12 protein-coding genes and 2 pseudogenes are annotated in these 15,276 nt (G+C 72.4%); 10 read left to right on the top strand and 4 right to left on the bottom strand.

The genetic code is table 11. The features are described 5' to 3' along the window. Nucleotides 1-13: 13 nt before the first annotated feature. Both ABD339_RS22625 and ABD339_RS22620 read right to left on the bottom strand, forming a co-directional pair. Nucleotides 14-1,615, bottom strand: coding sequence for a sugar porter family MFS transporter (locus ABD339_RS22625; RefSeq protein ID WP_344568241.1), 1,602 nt, complete (start codon nt 1,613-1,615; stop codon nt 14-16). A gap of 78 nt (nt 1,616-1,693) precedes the next feature. Next, nucleotides 1,694-2,716: a Gfo/Idh/MocA family protein gene (locus ABD339_RS22620; RefSeq protein ID WP_344568240.1), complete on the bottom strand. Its 1,023-nt coding sequence runs from the start codon at nt 2,714-2,716 to the stop codon at nt 1,694-1,696. Between the two features lie 300 nt (nt 2,717-3,016). On the opposite strand from ABD339_RS22620, the gene ABD339_RS22615 reads away from it, so the two are divergent. The 8 genes from ABD339_RS22615 to ABD339_RS22580 all read left to right on the top strand — a co-directional run bounded on the left by ABD339_RS22615 (nt 3,017) and on the right by ABD339_RS22580 (nt 13,699). Then, nucleotides 3,017-4,318, top strand: a complete 1,302-nt coding sequence (locus tag ABD339_RS22615; protein WP_344568239.1) for an ROK family transcriptional regulator — start codon at nt 3,017-3,019, stop codon at nt 4,316-4,318. Nucleotides 4,319-4,363: 45 nt separating this feature from the next. Beyond that, nucleotides 4,364-5,185 carry an alpha/beta fold hydrolase gene (locus ABD339_RS22610; protein ID WP_344568238.1) on the top strand — a complete coding sequence of 274 codons (822 nt, stop codon included), beginning with the start codon at nt 4,364-4,366 and terminating at the stop codon, nt 5,183-5,185. A gap of 77 nt (nt 5,186-5,262) precedes the next feature. Then, a complete protein-coding gene (locus ABD339_RS22605) occupies nt 5,263-6,501 on the top strand; it encodes a PP2C family protein-serine/threonine phosphatase (RefSeq protein ID WP_344568237.1) in 1,239 nt (412 codons plus the stop codon). A gap of 41 nt (nt 6,502-6,542) precedes the next feature. Then, nucleotides 6,543-7,088, top strand: coding sequence for a DUF1203 domain-containing protein (locus ABD339_RS22600; RefSeq protein WP_344568236.1), 546 nt, complete (start codon nt 6,543-6,545; stop codon nt 7,086-7,088). A 339-nt stretch (nt 7,089-7,427) separates the two neighbouring features. Further along, nucleotides 7,428-9,203 (top strand): sensor histidine kinase, encoded by a 1,776-nt coding sequence (locus ABD339_RS22595; RefSeq protein WP_344568235.1) that lies wholly within the window; start codon nt 7,428-7,430, stop codon nt 9,201-9,203. A 71-nt stretch (nt 9,204-9,274) separates the two neighbouring features. Then, nucleotides 9,275-9,967 carry a response regulator gene (locus tag ABD339_RS22590; protein WP_344568280.1) on the top strand — a complete coding sequence of 231 codons (693 nt, stop codon included), beginning with the start codon at nt 9,275-9,277 and terminating at the stop codon, nt 9,965-9,967. Between the two features lie 238 nt (nt 9,968-10,205). After that, complete coding sequence (locus tag ABD339_RS22585) at nt 10,206-10,991, top strand: ABC transporter ATP-binding protein (protein ID WP_344568234.1); 786 nt, start codon at nt 10,206-10,208, stop codon at nt 10,989-10,991. A 128-nt stretch (nt 10,992-11,119) separates the two neighbouring features. Beyond that, the gene (locus tag ABD339_RS22580) at nt 11,120-13,699 is read left to right on the top strand and encodes an ABC transporter permease (protein ID WP_344568233.1); all 2,580 of its coding nucleotides are present in this window, start codon (nt 11,120-11,122) and stop codon (nt 13,697-13,699) included. An 85-nt stretch (nt 13,700-13,784) separates the two neighbouring features. On the opposite strand, the pseudogene ABD339_RS22575 reads toward ABD339_RS22580, so the two are convergent. After that, a pseudogene (locus ABD339_RS22575) lies at nt 13,785-13,988 on the bottom strand (DUF397 domain-containing protein); the annotation flags it as partial. Beyond that, a pseudogene (locus ABD339_RS22570) lies at nt 13,970-14,384 on the bottom strand (DUF5753 domain-containing protein); the annotation flags it as partial. The pseudogenes ABD339_RS22575 and ABD339_RS22570, both read right to left, overlap by 19 nt. A 32-nt stretch (nt 14,385-14,416) precedes the next feature. On the opposite strand from ABD339_RS22570, the gene ABD339_RS22565 reads away from it, so the two are divergent. Further along, nucleotides 14,417-14,605 (top strand): hypothetical protein, encoded by a 189-nt coding sequence (locus tag ABD339_RS22565; protein ID WP_344568232.1) that lies wholly within the window; start codon nt 14,417-14,419, stop codon nt 14,603-14,605. A gap of 178 nt (nt 14,606-14,783) precedes the next feature. Next, nucleotides 14,784-15,206 (top strand): PPOX class F420-dependent oxidoreductase, encoded by a 423-nt coding sequence (locus tag ABD339_RS22560; RefSeq protein ID WP_344568231.1) that lies wholly within the window; start codon nt 14,784-14,786, stop codon nt 15,204-15,206. The last annotated feature ends 70 nt before the right edge of the window (nt 15,207-15,276 follow it).

The raw sequence follows: 15,276 nt of genomic DNA, 5'->3' as shown, positions 1-15,276 counted from the left end.
GGCGGGGACCGTCTCACCTCCCGCCGGTCCCGCCTCCGGTACGGGAGCCGGGCCCGGCCCCGGTGCCGGAGGCGGCGTCGGCCGTGGCGCTTCCGGCGCGGGCAGGCCCGCGCCAGCGTCCGCCGTTCTCCCAGTAGCCGCGTATCTCCTCCAGCGAGCGGCCCTTGGTCTCCGGTGCCATGCGGTACAGGAACACCAGTGCCAGCACGGAGAGGACGGCGAAGGCCCCGAACGCGGCGGAACCGCCCAGGGAGGCCAGGACGTTGGGGAACGCGAAGGTGGCGATCAGGTTGGCGACGAAGTCCGAGAGCAGCAGTGCCCCCGCGCCGACGCTGCGCAGCCGCGCCGGAAACGCCTCGCCGGTGTAGACCCAGATCAGCGAGCCGATTCCGAAGTAGAAGCCCAGATAGAAGAGGCCGATCGCCGCGGTGGCCACGTAACCGGTGCCCGTGGAGATCCGGGACTGGGCGAAGACCAGCGTCATCACCACATGTCCGGCCACCATCGCGGCGGTGCCCACCAGCAGCGGCGGACGCCGCCCCCAGCGGTCCACCACGGCCATCGAGAGGACCACGCCCACGGCGGCGACGACCTGCACCAGCGTGGAGGCCAGGATCGAGTCGGCCGCGTCGCCGAACCCGGCCTTGGCGAAGATGGTGGGACTGAAGTACAGGATCGTGTTGTTGCCGGTGATCTGGACGGCGAAGCCGAAAGCGATCACGAAGAAGGTGGCGCGCGCGTGCTGCCGGGTGAAGATCTCCCGGAAGCGGCCCTGTTCCCCCTCGGCGAGGTCCGCTTCGATGGCCGCCAGGCTGCGTTCGGCGACCGCCGCCGCTCCCGCGTCCGAGTCCGCGCCGGATCCCGCGCCAGGCTCCGCGTCCGGCTCCAGCCGCCGCAGCGTGGCCAGCGCCTGTGCGCGGCGCCCCTTCATCGCGTACCAGCGCGGGCTGTCGGGGAAGCGCAGCAGCGCGAGGAAGACCGCACCCGCCGGGGCCGCGGCCAGCCCCAGCACGGCCTCCCAGGACCGGGATCCGGACAGCGCCCAGGCGGTCAGCAGCGAGATGATGACACCGGCGCAGGTGAAGAACTGGAAGGCGGTGCCGAGCCGTCCGCGGTTGTGCTCGGAGGCGAACTCGGAGATGAAGACGGGGGCGACCACCGTGGCCAGACCGACGGTCACCCCGAGGAAGAGCCGTACGACCGTCAGCCACCACACGCCGAGCGGAAGCGCGCTCAGCCCGGCGAAGGCCATGAAGCCGAAGGCGACGGCCAGCATGGCGCGGCGCCTGCCGAGTTCGTTGGCGACCCGGGGGCCGACAGCCGCGCCGACCAGACTGCCCACGACCACGACCGAGGTGATCACCGAGGTCCACAACGTGGTCAGGTGGTAGTCGCTCTCCAGAAAGACGAGCGCTCCGGAGATGGACCCGGTGTCGTACCCGTAGATGAGCCCGACCGCCGAGGCGACGACCGCCACCTTGGTACTCAGGCCGCCGCCCCGGGACTTCCGCCCGCCGCCGCCCTCGTCGCCGCCGCTCCCGGAACCGCCGCCGGTGGCGTCGCCGAAGGGGCTGCCGGGACGGTCCGCGCCGGATGTGGCCTCGGTCCGCGTCATCGTGTCTCCTCCTGTGTCCTGTCCCGGGCCGGGCGGTCCGGGCCACCTCCGGTACGGCTGCCGAGCGGCGGGCGACGCTCAGTCATCCGTGGGGCGGCGGGGTGCGACCGTGCGCCCGGTCTCCAGCGACTCGTGCACCGCCAGCACCACATCCGTGACGGCCCGGCCGGTCGCGGGGCCGGGGCCCACCGGCTCCCCCGCTTCCAGCTGGGCGACGAAGTGCTGCGCCATCCAGGTCGGCGGTCCCTGGAGGCGTCCGTCGATCTCGCCGCCGAGCAGGCCGGGAAAGCGGTATCCGTCGGCGGCGGCGTGCCGGACGCTCTGGTCCTGGAGATCGACGGTGACGGCCGAACGGTCGCCGACGGCCTGGTACTGGAAGTCCACGATCGAGGGCATGCTGTCGGGCAGCACCCAGGTCGAGGTGAGGTTCGCGGTGGTGCCGTCGTCGAAGGTCAGCAGCGCGTGGATGACATCCCAGGTGTCCACGCCCCGGGCGGCGAGCCGGCCTCGCGAACCGCGGGCGTCCACGGCGGTGACCGTACGGCCGTTGACCCACATCGCCGCGTCCACCGTGTGGCTCATCAGGAACCAGGCGGGCGAGGACTTCGCTGCCCACGAGAGCATCCGGGTCGGCACGTACCAGGTGTTGCTGAGGAGGATGTTCTGGGTGAGGACCTGGCCCAGTTCCCCGCCGGCCGCCAGGTCGTGGATCTTGCGGATGGCCGGGTTCCAGCGGTTCTCGAAGCCGACCATGCACTCGACCCCCGCCTCCCGGACGGCGTCCGCGATGGCGTCCGCGTCCTCGGCGGTGGTGGCCAGCGGCTTCTCCAGCAGCAGGTGCAGCCCGTGCGCGGCGGCATCGACGGCCGCCGCGCGGTGGGCGTGGTCGGGGGTCGCGACGATGACGGCGTCCAGCTCCGCCTCCGCCAGCATCCGCCGGTGGTCGGTGTAGGCGGCCAGGCCGAAGGCGTCGGCGGTCTCGCGGGCCACCTCGGCGGACAGGTCGCACACCGCGCGGACGTCCGCGCCGGGAAAGCCCTGGAGAGAGTGCGCGTACATGTGGCCGCGTATGCCGCCGCCGACGATCCCGATTCGCTGCATGCCGACCTCACTGTCGAACGGGGCGCTGCCTCACCTGGGGCAAACGCCTGGCAATCTCCGGCCCGGCCGGAACAAGTAAGTTCACCTTGCGTACTAACCTCGTCCGACGTCAAGGGGTCTCTTCCCTTGGATTGTTGAAACCGGCAGCATTCGCACCGGATTTCCAGGGGGCAAGTCAGCCAAGGCGGTACGAGATATGGCAGGGTAAGTACACCGCTCGGCAATACCGGTCACTTGCCGGACTCTCGGGCTCGTGACGCATGCGAGGCGCACAGCCGCGCACGAGGGCATAGGGGCGACATGCGAAGCGGCCACGCACGCGCGCGGACGCGGCAGGGATGCGGCGCGGACGCGAACAGCGTGCGGGGCGACGAGAGCGACGAGAACGACGAGAACGACGAGAACGACGAGAACGATGAAGACACAGAGCGGGGAGGCGGCGTGAACAGGGTCCGGATATTGCAGTCGCTCTATGACTTCGGGCCGCTCTCCCGCGCCGAACTCTCCCGGGTCACCGGCCTGTCCCGCAGCGCGCTGACCGTCCTCGTCGAAGAGCTGGTCCGCCAGGGCCTGTTGACGGAGGAGGCGGCGCGGCCGAGCAGTCCGGCGGGCGGCAAACCTGCCCGCCCGCTGTGGTTCTCGCCCGACTCCCCGCCCCTCCTGGCCGCCCACCTGCTGCCCGACCGGGTCGAGTGCGCGCTGGTCGGCGCGGGTGGCGAAGTCCGGGCCAAGGCCGAGCGGGTGTTCGCGCCGGACGCGCGTTCGGCAACGGCCGCCGTGGTCGCACTGGTGGACGCCGCGCACCAGGTCATGGCCGGGGCCTCGACCGCGCCGCTCGGCATGGGCGTCGCGGTGGGCGGCATGGTCGACTCCGACACCGGGACCGTCGTCAAGGTCGCCCTCGCCCCCGAACTCGACGGCCTGCCCGTCGCCGCCACGCTGCGCGAGCGCCTGGACATCGACCTGGTGTGCGTGGACATGCACCCGCGCGCCCAGGCACTCGGTGACCGCTGGTTCGGTCAGGGCCGGGGCCGCAGCCACTTCGCCTCCGTCTACACGGGCGAGGCCCTGGGCGTCGGCCTCGTCGTGGGCGGCGAGGTGCACCGGGGCCCGGCCGGCGCGGGCGGCGAGATCGGCCACAGCGTCGTCCAGGTCGGCGGCGAACAGTGCCACTGCGGACAGCGCGGCTGCTGGGAGACCCTGGCCAGCCACGCCTGGCTGCGCCGCGAGGCGGCCCGCCGGGGCGTCCCGGGCGCCGCGACCCTCACGGCGGGCCCGCTCTCCCGCCTGGCCGCGGCCGGCGTACCGGGCGCGGCCGAACTCCTGGACACCTGGGCGGAGCACCTGTCCGTCGGCCTGGTCAACCTCCACCAGGTCTTCGCGCCCGGCCTGTTCATCCTGCACGGCGACACGGTCGCCGGCGGCGAGGAACTGCGCGGACGCATCGAGCGCGCCCTCCACGCGAGGATCCCCCCGCATCCGGCGGGCCGCCCCCGGGTGACCTTCACCACCCTGGAGGACAACGCCACCCTCCTCGGCGCGGCGGGCCTGGTCCTCTCCCACCAACTCCAGCCCCCGGGCCCGCAGGGCGCGCGCCGCTGACAGGCCCCGACGGCGAGGACCGCCCGGAGTGCAAAAATATCCAATATGGACATTCAAGACATTCGAGAGCGGAACCATGTGACGGTGACCGGCCGCGCCGACGGGCCGGTGGTGATGCTGTCGCACGGCTTCGGTTGCGACCAGAACCTTTGGCGCCTGGTGGTGCCGGCGCTGGAGCCGGACTTCCGCGTGGTGCTCTTCGACCACGTGGGGGCGGGCCGGTCGGACCTCTCGGCCTGGAGCGAGGCGCGCTACAGCACACTGGAGGGCTACACCGAGGACGTGCTGCGGCTCTGCCACGCGCTGGACATGGGGCCCGTGGTCTTCGTCGGCCACTCGGTGAGCGCCATGATGGGCGTGCTGGCAGCCGCGCGGGAGCCGGAGTGCTTCGCGGGGCTGTTCCTGCTCACCCCGTCGCCGCGCTACATCGACGACCCGGCCACCGGCTACCGGGGCGGGTTCAGCGCGGCGGACATCGACGAACTGCTGGAGTCCCTGGAGTCCAACTACCTGGGCTGGTCCGCGACGATGGCCCCGGTCATCATGGGCAACCCGGACCGTCCCGAGCTGGGTGAGGAGCTGACCAACAGCTTCTGCCGCACCGATCCGCACATCGCCCGCGTCTTCGCCCGTGTCACCTTCCTGTCCGACAACCGGGCCGACCTCGACGCGGTAGCGGTCCCGGCGCTGATCGCCCAGGACGCCCAGGACACGATCGCCCCGCGCGAGGTCGGCGAGTTCGTGCACGCGCGCATCCCGGGCAGCCGGCTGGTCACCCTGCCGGCCACCGGACACTGCCCCCAGCTCAGTGCCCCGGAGGCCACGGCCGCGGCGATCGCGGAGTTCGCGGCCGGAGTGGCCGGGTGATGTGCGGGGCCGGACCCGGTCGGCGACGACCGGAGAGCGAGCCGGAGGCCGGGCCCGAGATGGAGCCGGGGCCCGAGATGGAGCCGGAGGCCGAGAGCGCGCGCTTCTCCTCGCTGCTGGAGGAGAGCGCCGAAGACCTGTACGAGAACGCACCCTGCGGCTATCTCTCCACCCTGCTGGACGGACGGATCGCGAAGGTCAACCACACCCTGCTGAGCTGGCTCGGCTACCGCCGCGAGGACCTGGTCGGCCGCCGCCGGTTCGCCGACCTGCTCACCGTCGGCGGCAAGCTCTACCACGAGACCCACTTCGCCCCCCTGCTGCGCATGCAGGGCGAGATCAGCAGTATCGCGCTGGAGCTGACGGCGGCGGACGGCAGCCGGCTGCCGGTCCTGGTCACCGCCACGCTGCAAAGGAGCGACGACGGGGAGCCGCTGCTGATCCGCACCACGGTCTTCGACGCCCGCGACCGGCGTGCCTACGAGAACGAACTGCTGCGCGCCCGGCAGGAAGCCGACCGGGAACGTGAACGCCTCCAGCGCCTGGCCGCCACGCTCCAGAAGACGCTGATGCCCCCCGTACTGGAAGACGTCCCCGGGCTTGAGGTGTCCGCGCACTACCACATCGCCTCGGTCGATGAGGTGGGCGGAGACTTCTACGACCTCTTCCCGCTGGCCACCGGCGCCTGGGGGCTGTTCCTCGGCGACGTACGCGGCAAGGGCGCGGGCGCAGCCGCCATCACCTCGCTGGTCCGCTACACCCTGCGCGCGACCGCCGTCTACGAACCCGACCCGGCCGCCGTGCTCGGCCATCTCAACACCGTGCTGAACCGCGAGGCCGAGAACGTCGATCCGGACAGCGCCGACCCCCGGTTCTGCACCGTCCTCTTCGGCCGGCTCACCCCGGACGGCCGCGGCGGCTTCCGCGTCGCGCTGGCCTCCGGCGGCCACCCGCCGGCCGTCCTGCTGCGCGCGGACGGCAGCGCCGACTACCTGCCCACCCCCGGAGGGCAGATGGTGGGCGCCCTCCCGACCGCCGACATCGCCACCACCACCATCCGGCTGACCCCCGGCGACACCCTCCTGCTCTACACCGACGGCCTCACCGAGGCCCGCACCGCGCTGAACGGCGAACGCTATGGCGACGACGCCCTGTTGGCGCTGGCCCGCTCCCTCTCCCCCACGACCGCCCGGTCCCTGGTGACCGCGCTCAAGGACCTCCTGGAATCCCTCGGCGCCGGCGTCGATGACGACACCGCCCTCCTGGCCATCACCGTGCCCGTATCCGCGCGACCGGCCCGGAACTGCGCGGCGTAATTCCGCCAGCGCCACCCTCTTGAGGCGCAGAGACTGCGGGTATGACCGACTTCAGCATTCGTCCCATTCCAGCGGCCACGCTCAAGGAACTGCGGACGACGGACGATTCGGGGCACCCTCTTCAGCCCTTCACCGCGGGCGCCGGACAGGCCCCGCTCGACTGCGTGGGCAGTCCGCTGCGCTGCTGTCTGCGCAGCATCGAAGCGGACGAGGCTGTCGCGCTCGTCTCCTACGCTCCGCTGCGCCGCTGGGCAGCCGCCACCGGTGCGGAGCCGGGCGCCTACGACGAGGCGGGGCCGGTTTTCATCCACGCGGAGGACTGCGGCGGCCCGGCGGAGACCCCCGGCTATCCCTTCGCCCGCCCCGGGGCGCTGCGCACGCTGCGCCGCTACAGCGCCCAGGGTCACATCCTCGGCGGGCGCCTCCTCGAACTCCCCGAGGAGCCCACCGTCGGCTTCGACGCGGCCTTGGAGGAAGCCTTCGCCGACCCGGAGGTCGCGCTGGTGCACGTGCGGGCCGTCGAGTACGGCTGCTTCCATTTCGAGGTGCGTCCGGCGGCTCCGCCGACCACAGCGGACGGAGCCTGACCCGCCTTCGGACAGCCACCGGCCGCCGGGGGCCGGACCTGCCGGGCGCCGCCTTGGCGGCCGTCGGCGGCGGGCTCGGCGGTAGCACGGGCCGCGGCCCGGCACGGGTCCGCTCTCGCGGTACCGGCCGCTCAGACCGTCACCGGTTCAACCGGTGACGATGTCACGGCGGTGCCGACCGCCCGCCGGGCCGTCCCCCTCAAGACCGCACTCCGCCCCGCCCGGCGCGCGGATGTCCTCACGGGGTGGAACGCGCCGGGACCGGCTCTCCCCTTCGGCAGAGTGCGGTCTCCTCCCCAGGTCGCACCGGAGGCACCTCACCCCCGCGACAATTGACCGATGGCCTCCACTTCCCCCTCCGCCTCCCCCGCCTCACGCAGCCCCTTCGCGGGCCCTGGTGAACAGGGCCGGGGGCTGTGGCGCGCGGGCGCGGAGGTGGCCGGCGGCGCGCTGCTGATGCTCGTCTCCCACCTGGCCGTACAGAACCTGGGCGACACATATCCCGAGCCGCTGTTCCTGCTGTTCGGCGTCGGCGTCCTCTCCCTGCTCGCCGTCCGCCGCCGCCTGCCCGCCGTGAGCCTGCTGGGCGTGTCCGTTCTGCTGGGTCTGCTGCCGGCGGCCGGGCTGCCGGCCGCCGCGATCGCGTACACCTCGGCCAGGCAGCTCACGGGCCCCCGGCGGCGGAACGCGGTGCTGAGCGCCGCGACCGTGCTGGCGGTGCTGACCTGTGCCCTCTTCGCGCCGGGCGTGGGGCTCGGCGGTCATGGGTTCGGGCTGATGCTCGGCGCCGTACTGGCGGCCACCGCGCTGCTGGTGCCGGGACTCGTCGGCGCCTCCGGCGGGCAGCAGGACCGGCTGCTGCGGGCGCTGCGGGAGCGGGCCGCCGCGGCGGAGGTGGCCCGCAAGCTGGCCGACAGCGAGTCGCGCACGCATGAGCGCTCCCGGATCGCCGCCGAGATGCACGACCTGGTCGGCCACCGGCTCAGCCTGATCTCGCTGCACACGGGCGGCCTGGAGATGGCGCTCCAGAAGCAGTCGCCCGAGCTGCGCGACGAGGCGGCGCTGGTCCGCCGGGCCACCGGGGACGCGATGCGGGAGCTGCGCGAAGTGCTGGGCGTCCTGGGCCCGTTGGGCCAGGACACCGGTACCGGGGCGCTTACCGGCACCACGGGCACCCGGGCGGATGTCGAGGCGCTGGCGGAGGAGTCGCGCGGCGGGGGCATCCCCGTCGATCTCACCTGGGAGGGGCCCGATCTGGACGGCCGCCCGGCCCAGGTGCGGCGCGCGGTGCACCGGGTGGTGCGGGAGGCACTGACCAACGTGCACCGGTACGCCACCGGGGCGCATGTCGCCGTGTCGGTCACGCACACCGATGGCCAGGTGGAGGTGCTCGTACGCAACGGGCGTCCGCCCGCGCCGCCGCAGGCGTCCACCGGCCTGGGCTCGGGGCGCGGCCTCGTCGGGCTGCGGGAGCGCGTGGCGCTGCTCGGCGGCGCTCTGGAGGCGGAGCCGACACCGGCAGGCGGCTTCGCCGTGACAGCCCGCATCCCGACGCAGCCGGACCCGGCGGCGATCCTCGCGAACACGGAGGCACCGGCGCCCGGCTCACCGGCCGAGCCGCGCTCCGACCATGCGGCCGGCGGTTTCCAGCGCCGGGTCGTCAGCGCCCTCACCGGGCTGCTGGGGCTCGCGGGTGTCGGCGTGATGATGATGCTCGGGCTCCTCCTCGTCACCGAGGCGGCGCCGCAGCCCGAGCCGCCCACGCCGCCGGAGCCCCGGATCGGGATGGCCCGGGAGCAGGTGGAGGAAGCCGGGGCGTGGGACGACGTCGCGGCGCGCGCGGCGGCCACGGGGCACGAGCCGCCCCGTCCGAAGTCGGCGACGAGCTGCGTGTATCCGGCGGTGCCCTCGGACGATTTCGTGCCGCGGGAGGCGGGCGACGGCGCCCGGCCCACCGGGGTACCGCAGCGGCGGGGGACGAACTCCGGTTACTGGGATGACGGCCCCGGCACACTCTTGATCACCCGGTACTGTTTCCGTGCCGACAAGCTGACCGCGATCGACCGTTTCACCGTTCCGGTGGTCTCGCAGATGCCGCCGTGGGAGACCCCGTGACCGACCCGTCCGACCCGTCCGACCCGTCCGCCCCGCCCGCGCCGTCCGCGCCGTCCGCGCCGTCCGCCGGGGTGCCCGCATCCGACGACCGTCCGGTCCGGGTCCTCCTCGCCGACGACGAGGAGATGATCCGGCACGGCGTCCGGCTGATCCTGCGGCACGCGGAGGGCATCGAGGTGGTCGGGGAGGCCGCGAACGGCGAGGAGGCCGTACGGGTCGCCGCCGAGACCCGTCCCGACGTGGCGCTGATCGACGTCCGGATGCCCGTCCTGGACGGGCTCGCCGCCATCGGGCGGCTCCTCGCGCTCCAGCCCCGGCCGCAGGTCGTCATGCTCACCACGTTCGGCGACGAGGAGAACGTGACGCACGCGCTGCGCTCCGGCGCCACCGGCTTTCTCCTCAAGGACGAGGGCCCGCAGGAGCTGATCAGCGCGGTACGGGCCGCCGCCACGGGCGACGCGGTCCTCTCCCCCGGCGTCACCGGTACGGTCATCGCGCGCATGCTGGGCGGCGGCGCCGGGCCACAGGCCCCCGCACCGGACGCCGGCACGACGGCAGGCCGGCCGCTGGCGGCGCTCACCGGCCGGGAGCGGGACGTCCTCGTGCTGCTCGGCCGCGGCCTCGCGAACGTCGATATCGGCCGTCAACTGGGCATCGGCGTAGGCACGGTGAAGACCCACGTCAGCGCCATCCTGGAGAAGACGGGCACGGACAGCCGGGTCCAGGCGGCGGTACTGGCGTACCGGGCGGGACTGCTCTCCTGAGAACTCCCGGGACGGCAACCGCTGTCCCCTCCCCGGCCTCTGCCCAACGGCAGAGGCGTGGCGTCCGACCGGAGGACTACACAGGTACCTGGGACCGACCTTCGACAGGTGCCTGATCCACGTCCTGAGACCGACGCTTCACGGGCACGGCGCGGCAAGGATTGAGGGGCAGTTGCACGTTCTCCCCCCTCGTCTCCCCCCTTGATCCACGTCTCGATCCCGTACCTCTGGAGCACCCATGTCGATGCAGGCCGCCGCCCCCGCACCCGCCCACTCGCCGACGGCTTCCGCCGCCGCCCGGGCCACCGGCCTGAGCAAGGTCTACGGCGAGGGCGACACCCGCGTCGTCGCCCTGGATTCGGTCTCCGTGGAGTTCGGCCGCGGCCGGTTCACCGCGATCATGGGTCCTTCCGGTTCGGGCAAGTCCACCCTGATGCACTGCATGGCGGGCCTCGACTCGGTCTCCGCCGGCTCCGCGCGCATCGGTGAGACCGAGCTGACCGCCCTGAAGGACCGGCAGCTCACCCGGCTGCGCCGGGACAGCGTCGGCTTCGTCTTCCAGTCCTTCAACCTGCTGCCCACCCTGACGGCGCTGGAGAACATCACGCTGCCGACGGCCATCGCCGGCCGCAAGCCCGACCAGCAGTGGCTGGACACGATCGTGGCGACCGTCGGCCTCTCCGGGCGGCTGAACCACCGTCCCTCACAGCTGTCCGGCGGCCAGCAACAGCGCGTCGCCGTGGCCCGCGCCCTCGCGTCCCGCCCTGAGATCGTCTTCGCGGACGAGCCGACCGGCAACCTGGACTCCCGCTCCGGCGCCGAAGTCCTGGGCTTCCTGCGGGATTCCGTACGGGAGCTGGGCCAGACCGTCGTGATGGTCACCCACGACCCGGTGGCCGCCGCCTACGCCGACCGCGTCGTCTTCCTCGCCGACGGCCGGCTCACCGACGAGCTGCTCTCCCCCACCGCCGAGGGCGTACTGGACCGGATGCGGCGCTTCGACGCCGAGAACCGCACCAGCTGACCCGACCGCCCAGCTGACCCGGCTGCCCAGCTGATCGGCTGCCGCACGCGCACTCCGCCCGCCCGTACGTCCGTCACGCACCTCCGTCACGCACGTACGTCACACACCCTTCCCTGAACGGGACCACCATGCTCCGTACAGCCCTGCGCAACGTCTTCGCGCACAAAGCCCGCCTGATCATGACGGCTCTCGCGGTCATGCTCGGCGTCGCCTTCGTCTCCGGCACCCTCGTCTTCGGCGACAGCGTCGCCCAGGCCCTGCGCGGCGCCTCCGCCAAGAACCTCGACGATGTCGCCGTCTCCGTACAGGCCGACTCCGAGCAGACCGAGGGCACCGACGGTGCGGAGGACGGCGGCCGGTCCACCGCCCTCACCGCCGCCCTCGCCGCCAAGGTCCGCGCCCTGCCGGGCGTCACGTCCGTACACCCCACCGTCAACGGCAACGCCACCTTGGCCACCAAGGACGGCGAGCCGCTGAACGCCGACAACAGCTGGCAGAACCTGGCGCTCAACTACGCGCCGGACACGAAGAACGGCGACCGGGACAGCCGCTTCCCCCTCGCCGCCGGACGCGGCCCCGCCTCCGGCGGGGAGATGGCGCTGGATCGCCGTACGGCCGAGAAGGCCGGCTACCGCGTCGGCGACACGGTCCGCTTCGCCACCGAAGGACCGGCGCTCACCAAGAAGCTGGTCGGCACCGTCAACACCGACGACCCGCGGGTGACGGCCGGCGGCAGCCTGGCGCTCTTCGACACCCGCACCGCACAGCGGCTCTTCCTCCAGGCGGGCCAGTTCGACGAGCTGACCGTCGCCTCGGCACCCGGCACCGACGACGAGAAGCTCACCCGCGAGATCCGCGAGCTGCTGCCCACCAAGGGCCTCACGGTCACCAGCGGCGCCAAGCTCGCGGACGAACAGGCCAAGGAGATCGCCGACAGCACCAAGTGGCTCACCCGCATGCTCCTGGTCTTCGCGGGGATCGCCCTGTTCGTCGGCGTCTTCATCATCGCCAACACCTTCACCATGCTGATCGCCCAGCGCAGCCGGGAGACCGCGCTGCTGCGCGCGGTGGGGGCCTCCCGCCGCCAGGTCGTCCGGGCGGTCCTCGCCGAGGCGGGACTCCTCGGACTCCTCGCCTCCGCCGCCGGATTCGCCCTCGGCCTGGGCATCGCGACCGGCTTGCGCCCGCTGCTGAACGCCAGCGGCGCGGGCCTGCCCGACGGCCCCCTGGTGATCTCCCCCAGCACTCTGATCTGGTCCCTCCTCGTCGGCGTCGGCGTGACGGTCCTCGCCGCCTGGCTGCCGTCCCGCAAGGCCGCCAAGATCGCCCCCGTCGAGGCCCTGAGCAGCGTGGACCAGGCACCCCCGAAGCGCGGCATGGTGCTCCGCAACACCCTCGGCGGGCTCCTCGCCGGCCTGGGCATCCTCGTCATGCTGTACGTCTCCACACAGAAGGACGGCGCCGAGACCAACCTCATGATCGCCATGCTGGGCGCGGTACTCACCCTGACGGGCATGATCGTGCTGGCCCCGCTGCTGTCCCGGCCGCTGGTCTCCCTCGCGGGCGCGCTCACCACCCGGTTCTTCGGCATCAGCGGCAAGCTCGCCAAGGAGAACGCGCTGCGCAACCCGCGCCGCACCGCCGCCACCGCCTCGGCCCTGATGATCGGGCTCACCCTGATCACCGCCATGACCGTGGCCGGCAACTCCACGGAAACCGCCCTCAAGAACGAGGCGGTGCGCGGCCTGACCGCCGACTACAAGGTCTCCAACGCCGGTTGGGAGGGCCTCGACCCCACACTCGCGAAGAAGGTCGCCAAGGCCCCGGACGCGGCGGACACGACGCCCGTCGCCACCGCGTCGCTGACGGCGCGCGGCGCGTTCACCACGCTCACCGGCGCGGACCCGCGCCAGCTCGGCAAGGTCTCCGACCTGGAGTTCAGCAGCGGCTCGCTCGACGACCTCGGCCCCGGGAAGATCGCCCTCTCCTCCGAACTGGCCAAGAAGACCGGCCTGTCGGCGGGCGACACCTTCCAGGGCAAGCTCGGCCTGGACGACGTCAAGAAGAAGCTGAAGGTCGTCGCCGTCTACAAGCCCACCCGCGCCGTCGAGGATGCCATCGGCACCATGCCCGACACGCTGCCGTACGCCGAGGGCAAGAAGCTCGACAGCATCCTGGTCAAAGCCGCGCCCGGCGCGGACCTGAACACCCTCGAACACGACATCCGCCAGGCCCTCGGCAACAGCCCGCTCCTCCAGGTCCAGAACCAGGAGCAGTTGACCAAGGCGGAGTCCGGTGAGATCGACACGATGCTGAACATGATGTACGGCCTTCTCGGCATGGCCGTCGTCATCGCGGTCCTCGGGGTGATCAACACCCTGGCCATGTCGGTCTTCGAACGCACCCGCGAGATCGGCCTGCTGCGCGCGATCGGCCTCGACGACAAGGGCGTCAAGAAGATGGTGCGCCTGGAGTCCGTGGTGATCTCCCTGTTCGGCGCGGTCCTCGGCATAGGCACCGGCATCTTCCTCGCCTGGTCCTGCGGCAGCCTGACCGGCTCGTCCCTGGCCACCTACGAGACGGTGCTCCCCTGGGACCGCCTGGGCCTCTTCCTCCTGCTGGGCCTCGCCATCGGCATCCTGGCAGCGGTCTGGCCGGCCCGCCGCGCCGCCCGCCTCAACGTGCTGCGCTCGATCAGCGCGCAGTAGCGGGCGTCCGCCCGCCCGATGACGGACGACGGCCTCGCGAGCGGTGTGCGCCGCTCGCGAGGCCGTGGGCGTTTCGAGGTTCAGACCCCAACTGCCCGCCCCGCACGGCCCCGACGAAGGCCGACCTGCCGCCGACGGGGAATACGAGCGCGGGGCCGTGCGGGGTTTTGCTGTCACGGACGGGGACGACGGCGGCAAAACCGTCGGCGACCTCAAGACACGCGCCGCCGTCCTGATTGCTGTAGCTGCTCTTGCGCCAAGCTGCGGCACTCAGGTCGATGGATCGCATGTCACTTCCTCCAACATCCGCAGGATGAGTTCGCCCCCGGTACCCGTTCTCGGTATAGGCGACGGTCCTGCCATCGGGAAGGGGCAAGTACCACATGTCGGTGCTCATCAGACCGTGCACCCCCGCGCTTTGCAGGAGCACGTGGACCGCCACGTTCAGCCGCTCCATAGCGTCCAACAGGTATTGCAGCTGTTCCCGCCACTCCTCCTTGTCCCTCAACGGCGTCCGCAGCACCGCCTCGGAGATGATCGTCCGGAACAGCGGTGCATCGTCCCCCTCCAACAACTCCCGCCGTCCCATCCGGGCTTCGACCTGCTGGTCCAGCTCCTTCCCCCGGAGGCCGCCCGCAGCGAGCACCTCCCGGGCGTACGCGGGAGTCTGCAACAACCCCGGCAGCGGGCGGCGCGGTCCCGGACATCGGCGAGGCCGTGCACGACACCGCCCGTAACCGCTGCGGCCGGGTGACGGGGCACGAGGGCCCCTACCTCCGGCTCCGCCCGTTCGCCGGAGGCCGCGAATGGGACGCGGATCCGGCGCGGGTCCGCGTCCTGTCCCAGGACGAACTGCTGCGCGTCCTGGTCGCGGAGGCCAACGCCCGCAGCAGGGACCGCGTTTGACGAGGCCCGCACGACGGCACCCGCACACCGGCACAAGCAAAGCACCACGACACCGCGGAGGGCGCGGTGGCCGTCAAGCGTGGCTGCGCGACCCCCTCCGCACCTCACCGGCATAGTTCACCCAGCGACTAGATTCTCCCCACAGCATTCTCCCCACGACGTCGCAGAAGGAGCCACCATGTCCAAGCCGCCCCTGCCCCCCGAGGCCCAGGAAATGCTGCGCCGCGCCAACCCCTGCGTCATGGCCACCGTGCGCGCGGACGGCGCCCCCGTCTCCACTCCCACCTGGTACCTGTGGGAGGACGGCCGGGCACTGGTCAACCTGGACGAGGGCCGCGTACGCCTGAAGCACCTGCGCAACGACCCCCGGGTGACCCTCACCGTGCTCGACGAGAGCAACTGGTACACCCACGTCACCCTCATCGGCCGGGTGGCGGCCCTGCACGACGACGAGAACCTGACCGACATCGACCGCATCGCCACCCACTACATCAACAGCCCCTACCCCGACCGGGTCCGTCCCCGGGTGAGCGCCTGGATCGAGATCGAGCGCTGGCACGGCTGGGGTTCGATGAAGGACAACGACCAGGCATCGACGTAGGGGCAGGCCCGTCCGGCCGGTGCCCGGTCCTCTCATCGTCGAACGTCAGGAAACGGGTAACCAGGCCGAC

Origin of the sequence: Streptomyces axinellae (assembly GCF_039532135.1) — a bacterium.
GTDB classification, from domain to species: domain Bacteria; phylum Actinomycetota; class Actinomycetes; order Streptomycetales; family Streptomycetaceae; genus Streptomyces; species Streptomyces axinellae.
Note: the sequence above shows the minus strand (reverse complement) of the source record. Positions and strands in the feature narration are given on the sequence as shown.

Bases quoted from the DNA above. Each gene is read 5' to 3' on its own strand.
- ABD339_RS22625 (WP_344568241.1), bottom strand. From the start codon at position 1,615: ATGACGCGGACCGAGGCCACATCCGGCGCGGACCGTCCCGGCAGCCCC.
- ABD339_RS22620 (WP_344568240.1), bottom strand. From the start codon at position 2,716: ATGCAGCGAATCGGGATCGTCGGCGGCGGCATACGCGGCCACATGTAC.
- ABD339_RS22615 (WP_344568239.1), top strand. From the start codon at position 3,017: ATGCGAAGCGGCCACGCACGCGCGCGGACGCGGCAGGGATGCGGCGCG.
- ABD339_RS22610 (WP_344568238.1), top strand. From the start codon at position 4,364: ATGGACATTCAAGACATTCGAGAGCGGAACCATGTGACGGTGACCGGC.
- ABD339_RS22605 (WP_344568237.1), top strand. From the start codon at position 5,263: ATGGAGCCGGAGGCCGAGAGCGCGCGCTTCTCCTCGCTGCTGGAGGAG.
- ABD339_RS22600 (WP_344568236.1), top strand. From the start codon at position 6,543: ATGACCGACTTCAGCATTCGTCCCATTCCAGCGGCCACGCTCAAGGAA.
- ABD339_RS22595 (WP_344568235.1), top strand. From the start codon at position 7,428: ATGGCCTCCACTTCCCCCTCCGCCTCCCCCGCCTCACGCAGCCCCTTC.
- ABD339_RS22585 (WP_344568234.1), top strand. From the start codon at position 10,206: ATGTCGATGCAGGCCGCCGCCCCCGCACCCGCCCACTCGCCGACGGCT.
- ABD339_RS22580 (WP_344568233.1), top strand. From the start codon at position 11,120: ATGCTCCGTACAGCCCTGCGCAACGTCTTCGCGCACAAAGCCCGCCTG.
- ABD339_RS22560 (WP_344568231.1), top strand. From the start codon at position 14,784: ATGTCCAAGCCGCCCCTGCCCCCCGAGGCCCAGGAAATGCTGCGCCGC.